Here is a 20637-nt window from a genome sequence, read left to right as displayed (position 1 = left end):
GTTTTTTTTTGATGATTATGCAAATGACGCGAATTGAAATCGATTGAACGGATTTTGATTTTGTAATGTTACAACTTATACGACATTTGTAAAAATACCTCTAAAGTCAACTCAAGGCGACAATTCGAACTCACAACTACTACTTTTAAAATAGATTTTTCTGACCTAAACAAAATTATCTTAGAAGTATGGTCCCCTTGAGGGGACTTTAGGGGTGTCAAGATTATACCTTCAAAAGCAAATTATATATTCCGAAACTTACGTTTCTCCTCTTAATATCAAATCCTTGAGGGGACTTTAGGGGTGTAGTAATTGATGAACTGAAAAACAAAAAGTGCTATAATAGACCCGATAGGAACGGCATCTCCCGATTTTTCATCGGGAATATAGTGGATAGCGGGACTACACGTGATTTAAAAACGATTTTTGTTCTTTTAAAAAAACTTCTAACTTCTAACTTCTAACTTCTGACTTTAAATTATCTTTGTAATCAAAACCAAAAATATGATTCCACACGAAACTATAGTTGCCTTAGCTACACCATCTGGTGCGGGAGCAATTGCTGTTATAAGATTATCTGGTGCTAATGCGATTTCTATTGCTGCTGAAGTATTTGAATCGGTTTCAGGAAAAGACATTACGAAACAAAAAACACACACCATACATTTAGGACATATTGTAGACGGGACAAAGGTTTACGACCAAGTTTTACTTTCAATTTTTAAAGGTCCGAATTCGTATACAGGTGAAAATGTGGTGGAAATATCTTGCCATGGTTCGGTTTTTATTCAGCAACAAATTATCCAATTATTACTTCGCAAAGGTGCTAAGATGGCACAAGCGGGTGAATTTACTTTAAGAGCCTTTTTAAACGCTAAATTAGATTTATCCCAAGCGGAAGCCGTGGCCGACTTAATCTCTTCAGATAACGAAGCCAGTCATCAAATAGCGATGCAACAAATGCGTGGCGGATTCAGTAATGAAATTGCTAAGTTGCGTGAAGAATTACTAAACTTTGCTTCTTTGATTGAATTAGAATTAGATTTTGCCGAAGAAGATGTAGAATTTGCAGACCGAACCGCATTTTACGAATTGCTAACCCGAATTGAATTCGTTCTAAAACGATTAATCGACAGTTTTGCCGTCGGAAATGTGATTAAAAACGGAATTCCGGTCGCCATTGTAGGGGAACCTAATGTAGGGAAATCTACGCTTTTAAATGCCTTATTGAATGAAGAACGCGCGATTGTTTCGGACATTGCAGGAACGACTCGTGATACCATTGAAGATGAATTAGTTATTGATGGCATTGGTTTCCGCTTTATCGACACAGCTGGAATTAGAGAAACAAAAGATGTGGTAGAAAGCATCGGAATTCAGAAAACCTTTGAGAAAATTGAACAAGCACAGGTGGTTCTTTTTCTTGTGGATAGTTCTCAATTATCTGATAATAGTTTAGAAAACCTTAAATCGGAAATTGAACAAATAAAAAATAAATATCCTTTAAAAACTTTATTAGTTCTTTTTAATAAAATGGACTTGATGTCGGCTGCATTAGTCGAAAGTATTCAGTCAGAAATTACTAATGCTTTATTAATTTCTGCGAAAAACAAAACAGGAATTAACGAATTAAAAAATCAGTTGTTATCTTTTGTAAATACTGGTGCATTGCGCAATAATGAAACAATAGTAACCAACACCCGCCACTACGATTCGTTATTGAAAGCTTTAGAAGAAATTCAGAAAGTGCGTTTTGGTTTAGACAATAACATTTCTTCCGATTTTATGGCGATTGATATTCGACAAGCACTCTTCCACTTCGGAGAAATTACGGGTCAAGTCTCTAACGATGAACTACTTGGCAATATTTTCGCGAACTTTTGTATCGGAAAATAACAGTACAAAAACAACAAAAACCATAACACAATAAAACAAACAAAACCCTTTAAATTAAAGGGTTTTGTTTGTTTTACACAAAATTAAAATTTATCATGTTTTGTGTTTTTTTGTTATTTTTTGTACCATTTTTGTACCTCGTATAAATATTTTTACTATTTTTGAAATTTAAAGACAAATTATGTCTCTTATTTACCCTTATTTCTATTTATTTAGTCTTATGTCGTCTAAAATTACAACAATATGAGTTCAAATTTTACAGTAAAAAGAATCTGTGATTATTGCAAAAATGTCTTTGATGCAAAAACGACAAAGACAAAGTACTGTTCACACATTTGCAATAGCAGAGATTATAAATTAAAGCAAAAAACTAAAAAAATTGAAGTAAGTGATACTGAAACAAAATTAAAAGTTACTAATTACGTTATTGATATAAACTCAAAAGATTTTTTAACAGTTAATGAAACCTCAACATTACTTAATATGTCTTCAAAAACTGTTTATAGATTAATTGAACAAAATGAATTAAATGCTTTTAATTTTTCAATTAGAAAAACTTTAGTTAGAAGAAAAGATATTGATAGTTATTTTGAAAGAAATTTAATAAATAGTGATTATGTGAATCCAAATCGAGAAAATGAAATTAATATTGATAATTCTTATACTATAAATGAAGCTATTGAAAAATTCAATATTTCAAGTGGCGCATTATATAATATTATCAAAAAACATAATATACAAAAAAAGAAATACGGTAAATTTACGTTAGTAAAAAAGGAGGATTTAAACAAAATTTTTGAATAATCAATTATGAGTAAAGTAACATTAAGAGAAAAAACACTAAAGACTGGCAAAATAAGTCTTTATTTAGACTACTACCCTCCTATTATTAATCCTAAAAATGGAACTGAGACCCGTAGAGAATTTTTAAAATTATATCTAATAGAAAATCCAAAATTAATTGAAGAAAAAAAGCACAATAAAGAAACGTTAGACCTTGCTGAAATAATTAAATCTAAAAGAAATGTTCAGCTTAAAAACAAAGAATTTGGTTTTAAAGATAACGTAGTGTTAAATGTAAACTTTATAACTCTATATAAAAGCGTTGTTGATGAATACTACAACACAGGTAGTGAATCCAATTATAACTCTTGGAAAGCTTCTTTAAATCATTTAGAAAATTTTAGTGGAGGAACTATATTATCAAACAATTTAACCCTTGATTATATAAAAAAATACAGAACCTATCTTTTAAATGCAAAAAGCACAAGAAATTCAAAAGTTGACAAAAAACTTGCAAAAAATACCGCTTCATCATATTTTAAAAACTTTATTGCTGTTTTAAAAGTTGCATATAAACAAAATTTGATTGAAAAAAATTTAGCAGAAGATGCGGAATACATAAAAGAAGAAGAGACTCATCGGGAATACTTAACCGAAGAAGAAATTTCTTTATTATGGAAAACAGAAATTAAAATTGAGAAAGTGAAATATATGGCAATATTTTCAGCTTTAAGTGGACTGCGTTTTGTTGATATAAATAACCTTTACTGGGAAAATATTTTCCAAGACAAACATCAAGGATATTACATATCATTAAGAGAAGAAAAAACAAAATCAATAAAAAATCATCCTATTTCTAATACTGCTTACAATATTTTGAAAACACAAAAAACTGATGTTGGACTTGTTTTTGGAGGGATTAAATATTCTCAAATAACCAGACCAATAAAGGACTGGATTAAAAAATCAGAAATAAAAAAGAAAATATCCTTTCATAATTTCAGACATAGCTATGCAACTTTACAACTTGCAAACGGAACAGACATATATACTGTATCAAAATTATTAGGTCACAAAAACGTTTCCACTACACAGATTTACACCAAAGTAATGGACAAAAGCAAAATTGAAGCCGCTAACCGTATAAATATTAAATTAGATGGATTATCTTAAAATATACAATTCAAATTATAATAAAACATACAGAATAGGAGAAAGTCTTATAAAACATAAATTGATACAATTCATTAAAGAATCATTATCCTATAACAGAGCTTTCAATCTTACTTTAGAATTATTTGAAAACCTTGAAAAAAAATATTTAATTAAAAAAGAACCTAACCTTGTAGAGCTAAAAAACATTTATAAAAGTTCACTTAGCAATTATTCGAAAAACAGTATTGAATTAGCATTAAAAAATGAAGTTAAAAAAAGCTTTTCAAAATTATCTTTAGACAATATAAACACTAACTATACCTTTGATTCTTTTATAAAAGAATTAGCTATAAGTAATGCAATACATGAATTATCAAGGATATTTAGGAACTATTCCGATATGTATAAGATGATGTATAATAATAATTTTTTTGAATCATTTGAAATAAAAGACTATCATCCGATTGACTTTAGAGACTCGAAAATCTATACAGATTTATTAAATAAATTTTTTCCATTAGAAGAATCAACAGAAAACTATTTAGAAAATTTTTCAGTGATTTATTCTGATGATAGTATTGATGATTTAGAAAATAACATCCCTAATTTTAATGAAAAAGAGAAGGCTTTTTTACTACATTCAATCTATAAAATTATAGCTGAATCCGAAACAAGTGCAAAACTAAATAATACTGAATTTTACAAAGTATTATCTATTGTAAACTTACATGATGATTCGTGTTTCGCAAGTGATAATTATAAAAACTCTGATTATTATAGAATATTAAGTGGCGGTATAGAAAAAGTAAGTTCAGAAATTAAAATTCAAGATAGTTTCATTGATATTTTAATTTCTAAAACAAGACAGTTAAAACTTAAAAACATAACAAAGTATCTATCAAAAAAAAGCACTTTTTTAAAAGCCGAAATAGCAAGAAACAATAAAAAAGCAAAATAACACTAAATTTCACGAAAAATTCCCACACGCAAATTTATCAATTTCTATAAAATTTGAATTTTAAAGTTCAAATTTTATAGAAATTATTGTTTTTGAGATATACGAAAAGTGAGTAAAAATAATATTCTACGAATATTTTACTAAACACACTAATAAACACAAAAACGAACACACCCTTTCTTCATCAATTTTGAAGTATGAAAAATCAACAAATTTACATGCTCTCAGAAGAAGGAATAAAAGTACTTGCAGAGCAAATTACAGAGAACATTAAAAAGGCAATTAATCCCTTAAATTCTTCAGCAGAGGACGTCTTTATGAACATTGATGAAACAGCAAAACTTATCAATTTAGCCAAACCAAGTATTTATGGTTTAGTTCATCAAAACAGAATTCCATATCATAAAAAAGGAAAGCGTTTATATTTTTTGAAATCACAAATCATTGATTGGTTAAAATCTGGCAAAAAAGAATCTAAAGATGATACAGAAACTAAAGCCAATGAGTATTTAATGAAAAATCAATTGTTTAATCGTTAATCTAACGTAACATTTACGAATATATATATGGAAAGTTATTTATATACATGTCAATATTGCTCTAAAGATTACAAACCAAACAGACGCAAAAAACAAAAGTATTGTAGCAATAGTTGCAGAGTAAGAGCATTTAAAATCCGAAATACTGAAAACAGAAATTTACCTATAAAGGAAGATGAAAAAAGCAAAAAACTTAAAATTGAGAAAATGAGTTTTGCAGGTGTTGGAAATGCAGCCGTTGGAGCATTAGCAGTAAATTTAGCAACCAATTTACTTACAAAAGAAGAAAACAAACCTGCAACAAAAAAAGATTTAAAAAATCTAATGTCGTCATTAAAACAACGATACTACCCTATTCTGAATATTCCTATAAGAAGAGACGGAGCAAAAGCTCATTATGATATGGAAACTAAAAATTTTATCTACCTTAAAAATTATTAGCTATGGAGGTAAAAAACCTTAATGATATTGATGATAAAATTGGAAACACATTTAAAAGCAACAAAGAAATTGCAATTAATCAATTAGAAAAAATAATTTCTAAGATGCCAATTGAAATTGAAGAAATAATTAACGATGCGTTTACTTTAAAAAGAATTCCTAAAGAATATTTATTAAGTTCAATACTGTTTTCATTCAGTAATGCCTGTGGTCTTGCTTTTTCAATAAAAGCGATGGGATATACAAATTATGCTAATTTATATTTTTCAATAATTGGAAGTCGTGGAGATATTAAATCACCAGCAATGGATTTAGCTACTTTTCCTTTGGTAAAATATGATAACGAAAAGTATAAAGAATTTAAAACAGAAAATATTGAATTAGATGAAATTGAAAAAATTAGTAGAAAGCAATTATTTCTTCAAGATGCTACAATTGAATCAGCAATTTTTACACATTATAAAAACAAATATTCAATTGGAATTTTCATTGATGAACTTTATTTTATTATTGAAAAAATGGCAAATAAAAGTAGTACCGAAGGCACAGCTTGGAGAACATTCTTTTTACAAGGAAATACCAATAAATATATTGATATATCACGCAAAACAACCGAAAGTTTTAGAATTGAAAAATCATACCCAACCTTATTAGGTTCAATTCAAAATCAATTTGTTCCAAAATTATTTGCAGATGGAAATTTAGAAAGTGGATTAATTGACAGAATCCTTTTTACAAACAAATTAACAATGAATAATCAATTATCAATTGATGATATTTCTATAGTAGTATCTGAAAATTATTCAAAATCCTTAATCAATCTTCTAAATTATCGTACTGAAATAGAGAATACTTTTGAAATGGATGATTTACAAATAGAACTCAATTTAGATGCTAAAAAACGACTTTTTGATTATTCACAAGAATTAATAAATCGTCAAAATAAAGCAATTGATTTAAGCAAAGAATATATTTCTAAAATGATGATTAACATCCATAAAATAACTCTTTTGACACATTTAATTTTAAATTCAAGAGAACAAACTTATCAAAGTGAAATTAATCTTGAAACCATTGAAATTGCAATTCTAATTCTTGAATTCTATTTCATAAATTTTAAAATTGTTTTAGAAGAAAATATCAATCACAAAGAAAAGCTACCAACGACAGAAGATGTTATTCGATTAGCTATAAAAAACAATGCTACTCAAAAAGAGGTCGTTGCCATTACTGGAATGAATAAATCTTCAATATCGAGAAAATGGAATAATGAACTCCTGCAACTCGCAACTCGCAACTGCGAACAAAAACATTCTGACATACAATAAAATAAATACTTAACAAGGTTTTTGTCAAAAGTTGCGAGTTGCAAGTTGCACAACAAAATTTATAATATGCTACAAAAAACGAAATTAGAACTTAAATTTAATCCAAAAAGAGATTACAAGTTAGTCACACCTTGTTGTGGTAGAAAAAATACAGACGGAAAATTTATCAACTATAAAAATCAAAGTCAAGAATTTGGATATTGCCATTCTTGTGGAAAAGCATCTTTACCACCAACTATATATGTTGATGAAAAAGGAGAAGAATATATTTGGAATGAGTTAGAAGGTAAATTTCAAACGGATTTATCACTACCTAAAAAAACCATAATAAATACACCAAAAATAACCATACAACAATTCATAAATGAATCGATTGTATGGAAACATTATAGTATAATTCCCGAAAACAATCTAATACAATATTTAAGAAAAACATATGGAGATTCAAAAGCGGAATTTGCAAAAGAAATTTACGCATTAGGAACAAGTAATGACGGCGGAATAATATTTTGGAGTATAAATTCTAATTCAAAAGTTCAAAAAGCAAAAATAGCTTATTATGACACGAACGGAAAAAGAACCAATAAATTCAAAGTTCCTTTTAAAAATGAAGATGGATATTTCAACTGTCTATTTGGTGAGCATTTGATTTATGATGAAATCAAAGAAAAGAAAACAATTGTATTAACTGAAAGTGAAAAAACAGCTATTATTGGTTTTATTTTATTTCCACAATATCTTTGGTTAGCGTATGGTGGAATTAATGGCTTAACTGAAAATAAAGTAAAACCTTTAATTGGTCATAATGTATTGATTATTCCTGATATGAGCGAAAACGCAGTAGGTATAATATTAAATAAAATACCTTTTCTTATTTCTTTAGGAATAAATGCAAAAATATGGGATATGACTGATGGTAAAACTGATGAACAATTAAAATTTGAAGGTATTTATAATAATGATTTAGAAGATATTTTTAGAGAAATCAATACTATATGATATACTTGCAAAATTTATATTCAGATTTATAAAAAAAACACAATTTGTAATTATTTTTATTTATTGTAAAAAAATATTACTTTTACAACAATGAAAATACTAAACATCATATTATCAATGTATATATTTATGCTTACTGCCTATCCTTGTGCAGATAAGCATAATGATGTTTTAGTGAAATCTTCAAACACACAAACTAGTTCACAACATAATCATTCTCATGAAGAAGAAACAGATTTATGTTCTCCTTTTTGTGTTTGCAATTGTTGTGGTCAACAAACATTAACGTTTTTAGAAATTCAATCTTTTCAATTTTTAGTACAATTCCAAGAAATAAAAACTTCTATTTCTTTTTATAAGTCAACTTCTTTTTCAAATTTCTACGGAAGTATTTGGCAACCACCGCAGTTGGTATAATGAAGCCCGAGTAATTTCGGGTTAACGAGTTGTGTCTTTTGAACAACTTAAAAAAAGATAACAGTTAGCTGTTTATTAATTCATTATACAATAAAAATGTTAGATAAAATCATTCATTTTAGTATCAATAATAAATTTATTATTGGGCTTTTCACACTCGTATTAGTTATCGTTGGTAGTTATTCACTTTATACTTTACCAATTGATGCATTACCAGACATTACAAACAATCAAGTACAAATAATTACAAGCTCACCTACTTTAGCTACACAAGAAGTAGAACAATTTATTACCTATCCAATAGAGCAATCAGTAAAATCAATTCCTGATATTGTAGAACTTCGTTCAATAAGTCGTTTTGGATTAAGTGTTGTAACAGTAGTATTTAAAGAAGAAGTAGATATTTATTGGGCAAGAGCACAAATTACTGAGCGAATAAAAGAAGCCGAAAACACCATACCTAAAGGAGTTGGTACACCAGAAATGGCACCAGTTAGTACAGGACTGGGTGAAATATACCAATATGTTGTATTTCCAAAAAAAGGATTTGAAGAAAAATACACTGCAACAGATTTAAGAACTATTCAAGATTGGATTATAAAACCCCAATTAATTGGAACAAAAGGTGTTGCCGAAGTGAATACGCTTGGTGGAAATCTAAAGCAATATGAAATAGCTGTTCAGCCAGATAAGCTGAAAAGTATGAATACTACCATCACCGAAATTTTTGATGCGTTAGAAAATAACAACGAAAATACAGGTGGAGCATACATTGATAAAAAACCATATGCTTATTTCATTCGTGGTGTGGGTATGGTTAATGGCATTGAAGACATCAATAAAATTGTTGTAAAAAATCAAAATGGTATTCCTATTCTTATTCGTGATGTTGCCAATGTTCAAATAGGTAGTAGTATCAGATATGGTGCAGTTACAAAAGACGGAAATGGCGAAGAAGTATCGGGAATGGTAATGATGCTTAAAGGTGAAAACTCAGGAGAAGTTGTTAAAACTGTGAAAGAGAAAATGGAACAAATCAAAAAATCACTTCCAGAAGGTGTAGAAGTTGAGGCGTTCATGGATAGAACAGTTTTAGTAAACAAAGCTATTAGTACAGTTCAAACCAATCTTATTGAAGGTGCATTAATCGTAATTTTCATTTTAGTATTATTGTTAGGTAATTGGAGAGCTGGTTTAGTGGTAGCTTCTGTTATTCCATTAGCCTTGTTATTTGCCATTTCAATGATGAAACTTTTTGGAGTTAGTGGTAATTTAATGAGTTTAGGAGCAATCGACTTTGGATTAATTGTTGACGGTGCTGTTATTATCGTAGAAGCCATAATACATCGACTCCAAGTCAGCAACAAAGGTAAATTAACTACTAAACAGATGAATGATGAAGTATATCAAGCATCTTCAAAAATTAGAAGTAGTGCCGCTTTTGGAGAAATAATAATCTTAATCGTATATCTGCCAATCTTAGCATTAGTAGGTATCGAAGGAAAAATGTTTGGACCAATGGCACAAACAGTATCTTTTGCCATATTAGGAGCATTTATATTGTCATTAACTTATGTGCCAATGATGTCAGCTTTGGCATTAAAAAAACAAACTGGACATAAAAAGAATTTTAGCGATAAAATTATTGACTCAATTTACAATTTCTATACACCTATTTTAGAAAAAGCTTTACGAATTAAAGCAGCAATTATTGGTGTAGCAGTCGCTTTATTTATTGGCTCATTATTTCTGTTTAACACATTAGGTGGTGAGTTCATTCCAACATTAGATGAAGGTGATATTGCAACGCATTTAATCATAGCTTCTGGTAGTTCATTATCTCAAGAAGTGGAAGCAACTACAAAAGCAGAACAAATTTTGAAAGCAAAGTTTCCTGAAATCAAAATGATTGTAACCAAAATTGGTTCGGCTGAAATCCCTACAGATCCTATGCCTATTGAAGCTGGAGATATGATTATTCTTTTGAAAGATAAAAGCGAATGGACATCAGCAGAAACCAAAGAAGAATTAATGGAAAAAATGGAACACGCTTTGTCAGATATTCCAGGTGCATTTACTGAGTTTTCTCAACCTATTCAAATGCGTTTTAATGAGCTTATGACAGGTGTAAGAAGTGATGTAGCCGTTAAAATTTTTGGTGACGATATTGATATGTTAGTAAGTAAAGGTGAAGAAGTAGTTCAGTTAATTAATGGTATTGAAGGTGTTTCAGATACTAAAGCAGAACGAGTGGCAGGATTACCACAAATAACAATTCGTTACAATAAAGACAAATTAGCACTTTATGGATTAAAAATTGGCGACTTAAACAAAGTCGTTCGTATGGGGTTTGCGGGAGAAACAGCAGGAGTTGTTTATGAAGGAGAAAAACGCTTCGATTTAGTGGTACGATTAGACAATGATAGTAGAAAAGACATTGAAAATCTAAAAGCTTTATTTGTAACCTTACCATCAGGTAGCCAAATTCCGTTAGAACAAATTGCTGATGTAAAATATGAAGATGGACCAATGCAAATTTCTCGTGAAAATGGGAAACGTAGAATTGTTGTAGGCTTCAATGTTCGTGGTGCTGATGTAAAAACGGTTGTAGAAACTATTCAAGCTAAATTAGATGAAAAACTAAAATTGCCAGAAGGATATTATACTACTTATGGCGGTCAATTTGAAAATCTTATTGAGGCAAATAAACGACTTTCTGTTGCTGTACCTGTAGCATTAGGTTTAATTTTAGTATTGCTTTACTTCACATTCAAATCTATTAAACAATCATTATTAATTTTCACTGCTATTCCATTATCTGCCATTGGTGGTATTGTTGCCCTATGGTTACGAGATATGCCATTTAGTATTTCTGCGGGTGTAGGTTTTATTGCTCTTTTTGGTGTAGCTGTATTAAACGGAATTGTTTTAATAGGATATTTTAATGAACTTAAAAAACAAGGTATGGACAATGTATATGATCGAATAAAAGAAGGTACAAAAGTAAGATTAAGACCTGTAATATTAACTGCTGCTGTTGCTTCACTTGGGTTTTTACCAATGGCAATTAGTAGTAGTGCTGGTGCTGAAGTTCAAAAACCATTAGCAACAGTTGTTATTGGAGGATTAATAACAGCTACTTTACTTACGTTAATTGTTCTTCCAATTCTGTATTTATATTTTGAGAAAGGCATAAAGATTAAAAGAAAAACTATGAATAATTCGGCTTTAGTAATTACCTTTTTATTTGGAATATTTGGAGCAAATGCTCAAGAAACTCAAAAACTTGATTTAAAACAAGCGCTTGAAATAGGTTTGAAAAACAATCAAAATATTCAAGTTTCAGAATTAGAAGTAAAAATGCAAACACAGTTACAAAAAACGGCATTTGAACTTCCTAAAACGGAACTATCAGGTACTTTTGGACAAATAAACTCTCAAGCTCAAGATAAAAATTTTGGTATCAGTCAAAGTTTTAATCCTTTTCAGATAAGTGCAAAAAGAAGTTTGCTTAAAGCATATAGCAATGCAAGTGCGACTAAATTAGGAGTTTCAAAACAAGAAGTAACTTATTCAATTAGACAATCTTGGAATACTTTATTGTATTATGAAAAACAAAATACAGTTTTAGAAAAACAAAATGCAGTAATGCAAAAATTTGTAAAGTCTGCCAATCTGAAATTTCAAACAGGTGAAACAAATGCTTTAGAGAAAACAATTGCATTGGCAAAACAACAAGAGTTGGAACAAAAAATTAAGCAAAATAAAACACAAATTGCAATTGAAAAATCAAGGCTAAAAGTAATTTTAGATCTAAAAACTGATTTTATAGCAGCTGATACTTCATTTGTACCATATCCTGCTATGGCAAAAGTTGATAGTTCAATGGTAAAACAAAACCCAATTGTTCAATTAGCAAATCAGCAAGTTAAAATTGCACAAGCCAATCATAAAGTTGAAAAATCGGCATTGTCTCCAGATTTTTCAGTGGGTTATTTTTTGCAATCTATAACAGGTAATCAAGATGTAAACGGAACACCAACATATTACAATAACACACCTCAATTTCAAGGTGTTGTGGTTGGTTTATCTGTGCCAATATTTGCAGGAAGTAGTATTGCAAGAGCCAAATCTGCAAAAACTAATATTGAACGAGAACAGAAAAATGCCGATTATATAAATCAGCAATTTAAAAGCCATTTGGAGCAACAATCTGAACAATTAGTTACATATAGTTCATTAATTGATTATTATAAAAATACAGCGATGCCAAATGCTAATTTAATAATCAAAAACGCAACAAAAGGGTATCAAAATGGTGATATTTCTTATGTGGAATATGTTCAAAGTTTAGAAACAGCAAGTCAAATTCAATTAAATTATAGCGAAGCGATTTATAATTACAATCAAACTATAATTACAATTCAATACAGTATCAATCAATAATAAAAAGTAAAATGAAAAAATCGAATATAATATATGCATCAATAGTAGGAGCGATAATTCTTGCTGTTATTTTATATTTTTCTTTGCGTCATACTGAAGGTGATGGACACGTTCATACAGATGGAGAAGCCCTTACTGAAGAAAGCCATTCTGAAGAAAAAGAACCTACAGCAATAAAAGAAGTTGAATTAAATGAAGCTCAGTTTAAAGCATCAAGTATAGAATTAGGTACTTTCTCTGATAAAAATTTAAGCGAAGTAATTAAGGCTAACGGTTATACAAAGTTACCGCCACAAAATCAAGCTGATGTATCTGTTTTTACTACAGGAATTGTAAAAACAATAAATGTAATCGAAGGGCAAAGAGTAAGTAAAGGACAAACTATTGCTACAATTGAAAGTCCTGAATTTACTAAAATTCAAGAAGCTTATTTAACCTCAAAAAGTAATTTAGAGTATTTAAAATTAGAATTTGAAAGACAAAAAACATTAAGTGATGAAGAAGTAAATTCTAAAAAAGTTTTTCAAAAAACCAAATCAGATTATGAAATTGAAAGAGCAAGATTTAATTCTTTGCAAAAGCAATTAAACACTTTACACATTAGTGGTAACGGAAATACAACGGCTACAGTTCCTGTAATTGCTCCAATTTCAGGAAATATTACAGAAATTTATATTAAAATTGGTAGTAATGTTGAAGCAGGTAAACCGTTAATGAATATAGTTGATAATTCTAAATTACATGTAGATTTATTGGTGTACGAAAAAGATTTATTCAAAGTAAAACAAGGTCAAAATGTGCGTTTTATTCTAACTAATCAAAATAACACAGAAATCAATGGAAAAATCTTTAGTGTTGGTAAATCATTTGAAAATGAAACAAAATCGGTAGCAGTACACGCTGATATTTCAAACTTTCAACAAAAATTAATTCCAGGAATGTATGTAAATGCACTTATCGATGCAGGAGCAAATACAGTTAAAGCTTTACCTACAGAAGCAATAATAAAAGCAGATGGTAGAGAGTTTATTTTTGTTTCAGAAGAAGGTCACAAAGAAGAAGTAGCCCACGATGAAAAAGAAGGACATAATCACGAAGATGGTGACAAACATGAAGAAGCAGAAGGAAAAACCTTCCATTTTCAACGTATTGAAGTAAAAACAGGAACTTCACAATTAGGCTATACACAAGTAACATTACTTCAAAAAATCGAAGCAAACGCAAAAATTGTATTAAAAGGAGCTTACTATGTTCAAAGTCATTTACTAAAAAGTGAAGGTGGTGGCGGTCACGAACATTAAAATCAAATAAAAATAATAACTTAAAAAATAGAAATAAAATGAAAAAATCAATTTTAATTTTGGCATTTGCTATTGCAACATTTAGTACAGTTTCTTGTAATAAAAAAGAGAATACTGAAACAACAACTGGACACGAAGGACACAATCACAAAGAAGGTGAAGCTCACAAATTAGCTTACGAATGTCCAATGGATTGTGAAAAAGGTAAAACGTACGATAAAAAAGGAAACTGTCCCGTTTGCAAAATGGAATTAATTGAAGCCAAAGCTGATAGTCACGAAGGACACAATCATTCAAAAGAGAGTCACAAAGGACATAATCATTAATCTAATAAGTTAATTATGAAAAATTCAATTTTAAAAACATTAGTATTAGCTGTATCATTATTTTTCTTTTCAAATTTTGTTACAGCTCAAAAAACAACTCAAAAAGCAGTTATAAAAACATTTTTACATTGCGACCATTGTAAAGAATGTGAAACCTGTGGAGAAAAATTCAAAACAGAAATGCTTAAAATAAAAGGTGTTAAGATGTATGAATTAGACGATAAAGCAATGACTTTTACAATTTATTATAATTCAAAGAAAACTACTTTACAAGTAATTAAAGAAGGTATTTCTAAACTTGGTTATGATGCTGATGAAGTAAAAGCCGACCCAGAAGCTTATGAAAGTTTAGACGGTTGTTGTAAAGCATAAGTATGAAGTTTAATATCAAAATGCCGAATAAGCTAATTCCTTTTTATCAAAAAGAGTTAGAAATCGTTAAAGATAATTTACAGCAAGATAATTTACAAAGTGCTTGGCATCATTTAGAGCGAGCACATATTATTGCACAAAAATATCCTTATAAGCACACATTTGTACATTGGAAAATGTTGCAATTTGGTATTAAAATAAAAAGTTCAAAAGAAGTTGTTGGTCAAATACCAAGATTATTGGTAGGTGGTGTAAAATCATTTGTTGATTATATTCCAATAGGTAATACAGGTGGTGCAAAAGTACCACCTGTAAAAAAGATGGAAATACCTGAAGATATTAAAGAAATTTTAAATATGAATTCATAACGATTATAGTATGGAACATCAGCACATTTATGACAAACAAGGAAAACAAATTTGTTGTTCATTAGAAGAAAAGATAAATCAAAGTATGGAACATCATTCGGATGATGATGGACACGATCACGACCATTCAAGTAAGGAAAAATCAACCTTTCAAATGTTTTTACCAGCAATTATAAGTTTTGTTTTATTGATGGTAGCCATTGGTTTAGATAATTATTTTACACAATCTTGGTTTACAGGTTGGCTAAGAATAGCTTGGTATATTTTGGCTTATATTCCTGTTGGAATTCCTGTAGTTAAAGAAGCGTTTGAAAGCATTAGAAAAGGCGATGTGTTTTCAGAGTTTCTATTAATGTCAATTGCAACAATTGGAGCATTTGCAATTGCTGAATTTCCTGAAGGTGTTGCTGTTATGTTGTTTTATGCTATTGGTGAAATATTCCAAACATTAGCAGTACAGCGAGCAAAAGCAAACATCAAAACATTACTCGACCAACGCCCTGACGAAGTTACTATTTTAGAAAACAATGTAGCTAAAACTATAAAAGCATCATTGGCAAAAATTGGAGATATTATCCAACTCAAAGCAGGAGAAAAATTAGGTTTAGATGGAGAATTACTTTCTGATAGTGCTTCATTCAACACAGCAGCTTTAACAGGCGAAAGTAAACCTGATACAAAAACAAAAGGGGAAGCCGTTTTAGCAGGAATGATTAACTTAAATTCTGTTTGTCAAGTAAAAGTAACTACAGCATATAGTGATAGTAAATTATCAAAAATTCTTGAAATGGTGCAAGATGCTACTGCAAAAAAAGCACCAACCGAATTATTCATACGAAAATTTGCTAAGATTTACACACCAATTGTAGTGCTTTTCGCCATCTTAATTTGTGTAGTTCCAATGTTTTTTGTAGCAAATTACCAATTTAATGATTGGTTATATCGTGCTTTAATTTTCTTGGTTATTTCGTGTCCTTGTGCTTTAGTAATTAGTATTCCGTTAGGATATTTTGGTGGAATTGGAGCAGCTTCTAAAAATGGAATCCTGTTTAAAGGAAGTAATTTTCTTGATGTAATGGCTACTGTTCAAAACGTAGTAATGGACAAAACAGGTACTATGACTGAAGGTGTTTTTAAAGTACAAGAAGTCGTTTTTGATTCTGATTTTAATGAAGATGAAATACTACAAATGGTTAACGCTTTAGAAAGTCAAAGTACGCATCCAGTCGCAACAGCCATTCATCAATTTGTTGGTAATGTTGACCCTACAATTGTTTTGCAAAATGTGGAAGAAATATCAGGACACGGATTAAAAGCAAATGTGAATGGAAAAGAATTGTTAGTTGGAAATTTTAAATTAATGGATAAATTTTCTATTTCGTATGATATTGACCCATCAAGTATAGTGTACACATTAATTGCTGTAGCCTATGATAAAAAATTTGTAGGTTATCTAACCATTGCTGATAGTATCAAAGAAGATGCACAAATCACAATTGACAAACTAAAAGCATTAGGAATTAAAACCACAATGTTAAGTGGCGACAAAAATACTGTTGTTCAATTTGTAGCTCAAAAACTCGGAATTACAAACGCTTTTGGTGATTTACTTCCAGAAGATAAAGTAAATAAGGTAAAAGAAATTATTACTAAAAAAGAAACCGTAGCTTTTGTTGGCGATGGTGTAAACGATGCACCTGTAGTTGCTTTAAGCAATGTAGGCATTGCAATGGGTGGTTTAGGAAGTGATGCCACAATAGAAACTGCTGATGTTGTTATTCAAGATGACAAACCAAGCAAAATTCCAATAGCTATAAACATAGGTAAACAAACTAAAAAAATAGTTTGGCAAAATATTATTTTAGCATTTAGTGTTAAAGCAATAGTTTTAGTTCTCGGCGCAGGTGGTTTAGCTACAATGTGGGAAGCAGTTTTTGCAGATGTTGGTGTTGCGTTATTAGCTATTTTGAATTCGGTTAGAATACAAAGAATGAAGTTTTAACATTTTAACATCATTTTAAATATAAAATAATAAGTTTTTATTAGTTTTGTCATGTTATAATTTTTTTAATGAAAAAATACCACATCATATTAGTAGTACTTTTAAGCATATTTTTTATGCCTGATACTGCTATGGCTTGTGGTGACTCTAATTCAAAACATACTTGTGAAAAAGAGGTTTCATCTACAAAGACAGAGAAAAAGAGTTGTTGTAGTAATGACAGTTCAACAGACAAAGATGATAAGGGATGTAATGGTGATTGTGGTCATTCAAAATGTGGTTGTTCTTCAACTTGCCCTCCTTCTTCAATAAGCTTTATACCAGAAATTATTTTTAAAATTAACTTTATTCGCTATTCTTCAATAGAGAAAGTTAAATTTTCATACACAACTCCATCAATTTCAGATGGTTTTCATTCAATTTGGCTAATACCTAAAATAAGCTAAATTCATTTTTTGACAGCCATTATTGTGTCAAATCCATAGCTATAAGCTATAATTTTCAAACAGTTTAATGAATAATTTTTGCTTTACAATTATTGTGTTGCATTAACTATTATTTCCAAACTGTTATTTATTCAAATTTATTTTTATCAATCAGTCAGAGTATTTCACTTTGATTACTAATACATTATTAAAATGAAAAATTCATTTAAAAATATAATGGTAGCAACTTTTGCATTGCTATCATTTACAATCAATGCACAAATAAAAAATTCAAAAACGGAAACAGTTAAAATCTATGGTAACTGTGGAATGTGCGAAACCAAAATCGAAAAAGCTGGAACTATCAAAAAGATAGTTGTAGTTGATTGGAATCAAGAAACTCAAATGGCAACTCTAACTTATGATGCCACTAAAACTAATCAGGACGAAATATTAAAGAGAATTGCATTAGCTGGTTATGATAGTGATAAGTTTCTTGCGCCTGATGATGTTTATAATAATCTTCACGGATGTTGTCAGTATGACAGAGTAGCAAAAGTTCCTGTTAAAGAAGAAACTAAAACAGAAGCAACTACTGAAAATCATAATAACCATGGAAACCATACAGAAACACCAAAAGTAGAAGTTCAAGAAGTTAATCAACTTAAAGCTATTTTTGATAATTATTTTGTGGTAAAAGATGCTATGATTTTCTCAGATGGTAATGCTACTTCAATTGCCTCAAAGGAATTGTTAGTATCAATTAACAATGTTAAGATGGACAAATTAGAAATGGATGTTCATATGGTTTGGATGAAAGTTTTAAATCAAATTAAAGAAGATGCTGAACACATTGCAGATACAAAAGATATTAAACATCAACGTGAGCATTTTACAACATTATCAAAAGACATTTATTCATTACTAAAAGTGGCAAAATACAATGTAACTGTTTACTTCCAATTCTGTCCGATGTATAACGATGGTAAAGGTGCAAATTGGTTAAGTAAAGAAAATACAGTAAAAAATCCTTATTATGGCTCAATGATGTTAAGCTGTGGAAAAACAGTTGAAACTATTAAATAATCTAAAATGAGAAGAATAGTTTTTGCGTTTTTTTTAATTGCTAATATAGCTACTGCACAAATTAATGTAGGCGATACAATACCGTCAATTACACTAAAAAGCAGCAGTAATAAAGATATAAATATTACATCTTTTAAAGGAAAATATGTACTTATTGATTTTTGGGCATCTTGGTGTGCACCCTGCCGTTTAGGTAATAAAAAATTAGTCAAGTTATATAATGAAGTTAGTCAAGATAAAATTGAAATCATAGGAATTTCAATTGATACAGATGTAAATAAATGGCTAAAAGCTATTGAAAAAGATAAAATTAAATTTACTCAATTGATAGATTCCAATGGTTTTGATGCTGAAACAGCAGTACTATTTGGTGTTGATGAATTGCCTTCAAAATACTTGTTTAATCAAGAAGGTATTCTAATTGCAAAAAATCCAACAGAAGAGGAAATAATTAAATTAACAGAAAAGTAAAATGAAAAAAATAAATAAAATTTATGTTTTAGTTGCATCAGTAGTTTTGATGTTTTCAATAAATAGTAATGCACAAATTGTAAAAGCTGAAATTAGAGCTACTGGTTTAACCTGTTCAATGTGTTCAAATGCGATTAACAAACAACTAAAGACATTACCTGAAGTTACTAATGTTGAAACAGATTTAAATACAAATACATTCACGGTAACACTTAAAGAAGGAAATGAATTAAGTCCAAAAACATTTAAAGAAAAAGTAGAAAAAGCAGGTTTTTTCATTGGCTCATTAATAATAACTGCAAAATCTGAAACTGTTAGTAAAAGTCCTTACATTTTAGTTAATGACAAAAAAAACGACGCTAACGAAGTTCAATTTCAAGTAGTTGACAAAGGATATGTTACAGAAAAGGAGTTTAAAAAATTATCTAAATCATACAAGGATATTGCAACTTATGTTGTGAATAATGAAGATGATTTTCATATTAAAATTTTAAACTAATGAGGAGAATTCTTTTGTTTTTTGTTGTAATATATTGTCAAAATATTTTTAGTCAGGAATTATTTGTAATTACCGACCCTGCAAGCAATGTTCCTGCAAATTCACTTGGAGTTAATGTAATGCAATCGCTTTTTAAAGAGGAAATGAAATCGGGTTACAATTACCATTTTATGCCTGAAGTATCTTATGGATTAAATAAAAACATAATGTTTCGTGCTTCTGCTTTTGTAAGTAATAGAAATAATGATTTGGTTACTGAAGGTGGTAGTTTTTATACAAAATATCGTTTTTATTCTGCCGATGATTTAAATAGCCATTTTAGATTAGCAGCTTATGGAAGATATAGTTTCAACAATGCCGACATCCATCAAGAACAAATTGAAATCTTGGGACATAATTCTGGATTTGAAACAGGAATTATTGCTACAAAATTGATTAAAAAAGTAGCAATAAGTTCTTCAGTTAGTTTTGAAAAGGCATTTGACAATAAACCAAGTTATCCATTTCCTGATAATATTGGTGATAATGCTACTAATTATACACTATCTTTAGGTAAATTAATGTATCCTAAAAAGTACACCAATTACAAACAAACAAATATTAACCTAATGGTTGAATTTGTTGGGCAAACTATTAATGAAAATGGTAAATCGTATTTGGATGTGATGCCAGCAGTACAATTCATTTTCAATAGTCAAGCACGTTTGGATTTCGCATACCGTCAAGAGTTAGTAAGTTCAATGATTCGTTCAGCTCCAAATGGCTTTTATTTCAACCTTTACTATACTTTTTTTGATTTAAAAAGTAAAAAATAATTTTAAAAAT

General features: G+C 29.4%; 20 protein-coding genes. All 20 read left to right on the top strand.

Annotated features, from left to right (window positions below):
- Positions 1 to 504 precede the first annotated feature (504 nt).
- Positions 505 to 1896 (top strand): tRNA uridine-5-carboxymethylaminomethyl(34) synthesis GTPase MnmE, encoded by a 1392-nt coding sequence (gene mnmE, locus G4D72_RS10530; RefSeq protein WP_166077658.1) that lies wholly within the window; start codon positions 505 to 507, stop codon positions 1894 to 1896.
- Between the two features lie 243 nt (positions 1897 to 2139).
- On the top strand, positions 2140 to 2700 hold the full coding sequence (locus G4D72_RS10525) for a helix-turn-helix domain-containing protein (protein ID WP_166077657.1): 561 nt from the start codon (positions 2140 to 2142) through the stop codon (positions 2698 to 2700).
- A 6-nt stretch (positions 2701 to 2706) separates the two neighbouring features.
- Positions 2707 to 3852 carry a tyrosine-type recombinase/integrase gene (locus tag G4D72_RS10520; RefSeq protein WP_166077656.1) on the top strand — a complete coding sequence of 382 codons (1146 nt, stop codon included), beginning with the start codon at positions 2707 to 2709 and terminating at the stop codon, positions 3850 to 3852.
- Positions 3839 to 4792: a hypothetical protein gene (locus G4D72_RS10515; protein ID WP_166077655.1), complete on the top strand. Its 954-nt coding sequence runs from the start codon at positions 3839 to 3841 to the stop codon at positions 4790 to 4792. Before G4D72_RS10520 ends, G4D72_RS10515 begins: the two co-directional genes overlap by 14 nt.
- Positions 4793 to 4989: 197 nt before the next feature.
- A complete protein-coding gene (locus G4D72_RS10510; protein ID WP_166077654.1) occupies positions 4990 to 5331 on the top strand; it encodes a helix-turn-helix domain-containing protein in 342 nt (113 codons plus the stop codon).
- 27 nt (positions 5332 to 5358) lie between these two features.
- On the top strand, positions 5359 to 5772 hold the full coding sequence (locus G4D72_RS10505) for a hypothetical protein (protein WP_166077653.1): 414 nt from the start codon (positions 5359 to 5361) through the stop codon (positions 5770 to 5772).
- Positions 5773 to 5774: 2 nt separating this feature from the next.
- Positions 5775 to 7100: a DUF3987 domain-containing protein gene (locus G4D72_RS10500; RefSeq protein ID WP_166077652.1), complete on the top strand. Its 1326-nt coding sequence runs from the start codon at positions 5775 to 5777 to the stop codon at positions 7098 to 7100.
- 66 nt (positions 7101 to 7166) lie between these two features.
- Positions 7167 to 8099, top strand: a complete 933-nt coding sequence (locus tag G4D72_RS10495; RefSeq protein WP_166077650.1) for a DUF6371 domain-containing protein — start codon at positions 7167 to 7169, stop codon at positions 8097 to 8099.
- A gap of 90 nt (positions 8100 to 8189) precedes the next feature.
- Positions 8190 to 8516 (top strand): DUF6660 family protein, encoded by a 327-nt coding sequence (locus tag G4D72_RS10490; protein WP_207784902.1) that lies wholly within the window; start codon positions 8190 to 8192, stop codon positions 8514 to 8516.
- A gap of 96 nt (positions 8517 to 8612) precedes the next feature.
- Positions 8613 to 12962 carry a CusA/CzcA family heavy metal efflux RND transporter gene (locus tag G4D72_RS10485; protein ID WP_166077649.1) on the top strand — a complete coding sequence of 1450 codons (4350 nt, stop codon included), beginning with the start codon at positions 8613 to 8615 and terminating at the stop codon, positions 12960 to 12962.
- An 11-nt stretch (positions 12963 to 12973) separates the two neighbouring features.
- Complete coding sequence (locus G4D72_RS10480) at positions 12974 to 14263, top strand: efflux RND transporter periplasmic adaptor subunit (RefSeq protein ID WP_166077648.1); 1290 nt, start codon at positions 12974 to 12976, stop codon at positions 14261 to 14263.
- Between the two features lie 38 nt (positions 14264 to 14301).
- On the top strand, positions 14302 to 14589 hold the full coding sequence (locus G4D72_RS10475; RefSeq protein WP_166077647.1) for a heavy metal-binding domain-containing protein: 288 nt from the start codon (positions 14302 to 14304) through the stop codon (positions 14587 to 14589).
- Between the two features lie 15 nt (positions 14590 to 14604).
- Positions 14605 to 14961: a hypothetical protein gene (locus tag G4D72_RS10470; RefSeq protein WP_166077646.1), complete on the top strand. Its 357-nt coding sequence runs from the start codon at positions 14605 to 14607 to the stop codon at positions 14959 to 14961.
- Between the two features lie 2 nt (positions 14962 to 14963).
- Positions 14964 to 15329, top strand: coding sequence for a DUF3703 domain-containing protein (locus G4D72_RS10465; protein ID WP_166077645.1), 366 nt, complete (start codon positions 14964 to 14966; stop codon positions 15327 to 15329).
- A 10-nt stretch (positions 15330 to 15339) separates the two neighbouring features.
- On the top strand, positions 15340 to 17331 hold the full coding sequence (locus G4D72_RS10460; protein ID WP_166077644.1) for a heavy metal translocating P-type ATPase: 1992 nt from the start codon (positions 15340 to 15342) through the stop codon (positions 17329 to 17331).
- A 68-nt stretch (positions 17332 to 17399) separates the two neighbouring features.
- The gene (locus G4D72_RS10455) at positions 17400 to 17777 is read left to right on the top strand and encodes a hypothetical protein (protein ID WP_166077643.1); all 378 of its coding nucleotides are present in this window, start codon (positions 17400 to 17402) and stop codon (positions 17775 to 17777) included.
- Positions 17778 to 17969: 192 nt separating this feature from the next.
- Complete coding sequence (locus G4D72_RS10450; protein WP_166077642.1) at positions 17970 to 18842, top strand: DUF3347 domain-containing protein; 873 nt, start codon at positions 17970 to 17972, stop codon at positions 18840 to 18842.
- Between the two features lie 6 nt (positions 18843 to 18848).
- Complete coding sequence (locus tag G4D72_RS10445; protein ID WP_166077641.1) at positions 18849 to 19313, top strand: TlpA family protein disulfide reductase; 465 nt, start codon at positions 18849 to 18851, stop codon at positions 19311 to 19313.
- Position 19314: 1 nt separating this feature from the next.
- The gene (locus G4D72_RS10440; RefSeq protein WP_166077640.1) at positions 19315 to 19812 is read left to right on the top strand and encodes a heavy-metal-associated domain-containing protein; all 498 of its coding nucleotides are present in this window, start codon (positions 19315 to 19317) and stop codon (positions 19810 to 19812) included.
- Entirely contained in the window at positions 19812 to 20627 is an 816-nt protein-coding gene (locus G4D72_RS10435) for a hypothetical protein (RefSeq protein ID WP_166077639.1), read from the top strand. Before G4D72_RS10440 ends, G4D72_RS10435 begins: the two co-directional genes overlap by 1 nt.
- Positions 20628 to 20637: the final 10 nt, after the last annotated feature.

It is taken from the genome of Flavobacterium difficile (genome assembly GCF_011392115.1).
GTDB classification, from domain to species: domain Bacteria; phylum Bacteroidota; class Bacteroidia; order Flavobacteriales; family Flavobacteriaceae; genus Flavobacterium; species Flavobacterium difficile.
This window is presented reverse-complemented; position numbering and strand designations above follow the sequence as displayed.

Bases quoted from the DNA above. Each gene is read 5' to 3' on its own strand.
- G4D72_RS10505 (WP_166077653.1), top strand. From the start codon at position 5,359: ATGGAAAGTTATTTATATACATGTCAATATTGCTCTAAAGATTACAAA.
- G4D72_RS10485 (WP_166077649.1), top strand. From the start codon at position 8,613: ATGTTAGATAAAATCATTCATTTTAGTATCAATAATAAATTTATTATT.
- G4D72_RS10490 (WP_207784902.1), top strand. From the start codon at position 8,190: ATGAAAATACTAAACATCATATTATCAATGTATATATTTATGCTTACT.
- G4D72_RS10495 (WP_166077650.1), top strand. From the start codon at position 7,167: ATGCTACAAAAAACGAAATTAGAACTTAAATTTAATCCAAAAAGAGAT.
- G4D72_RS10520 (WP_166077656.1), top strand. From the start codon at position 2,707: ATGAGTAAAGTAACATTAAGAGAAAAAACACTAAAGACTGGCAAAATA.
- G4D72_RS10510 (WP_166077654.1), top strand. From the start codon at position 4,990: ATGAAAAATCAACAAATTTACATGCTCTCAGAAGAAGGAATAAAAGTA.
- G4D72_RS10450 (WP_166077642.1), top strand. From the start codon at position 17,970: ATGAAAAATTCATTTAAAAATATAATGGTAGCAACTTTTGCATTGCTA.
- G4D72_RS10475 (WP_166077647.1), top strand. From the start codon at position 14,302: ATGAAAAAATCAATTTTAATTTTGGCATTTGCTATTGCAACATTTAGT.
- mnmE (WP_166077658.1), top strand. From the start codon at position 505: ATGATTCCACACGAAACTATAGTTGCCTTAGCTACACCATCTGGTGCG.
- G4D72_RS10480 (WP_166077648.1), top strand. From the start codon at position 12,974: ATGAAAAAATCGAATATAATATATGCATCAATAGTAGGAGCGATAATT.
- G4D72_RS10470 (WP_166077646.1), top strand. From the start codon at position 14,605: ATGAAAAATTCAATTTTAAAAACATTAGTATTAGCTGTATCATTATTT.
- G4D72_RS10455 (WP_166077643.1), top strand. From the start codon at position 17,400: ATGAAAAAATACCACATCATATTAGTAGTACTTTTAAGCATATTTTTT.
- G4D72_RS10465 (WP_166077645.1), top strand. From the start codon at position 14,964: ATGAAGTTTAATATCAAAATGCCGAATAAGCTAATTCCTTTTTATCAA.
- G4D72_RS10435 (WP_166077639.1), top strand. From the start codon at position 19,812: ATGAGGAGAATTCTTTTGTTTTTTGTTGTAATATATTGTCAAAATATT.
- G4D72_RS10515 (WP_166077655.1), top strand. From the start codon at position 3,839: ATGGATTATCTTAAAATATACAATTCAAATTATAATAAAACATACAGA.
- G4D72_RS10460 (WP_166077644.1), top strand. From the start codon at position 15,340: ATGGAACATCAGCACATTTATGACAAACAAGGAAAACAAATTTGTTGT.
- G4D72_RS10445 (WP_166077641.1), top strand. From the start codon at position 18,849: ATGAGAAGAATAGTTTTTGCGTTTTTTTTAATTGCTAATATAGCTACT.
- G4D72_RS10500 (WP_166077652.1), top strand. From the start codon at position 5,775: ATGGAGGTAAAAAACCTTAATGATATTGATGATAAAATTGGAAACACA.
- G4D72_RS10525 (WP_166077657.1), top strand. From the start codon at position 2,140: ATGAGTTCAAATTTTACAGTAAAAAGAATCTGTGATTATTGCAAAAAT.
- G4D72_RS10440 (WP_166077640.1), top strand. From the start codon at position 19,315: ATGAAAAAAATAAATAAAATTTATGTTTTAGTTGCATCAGTAGTTTTG.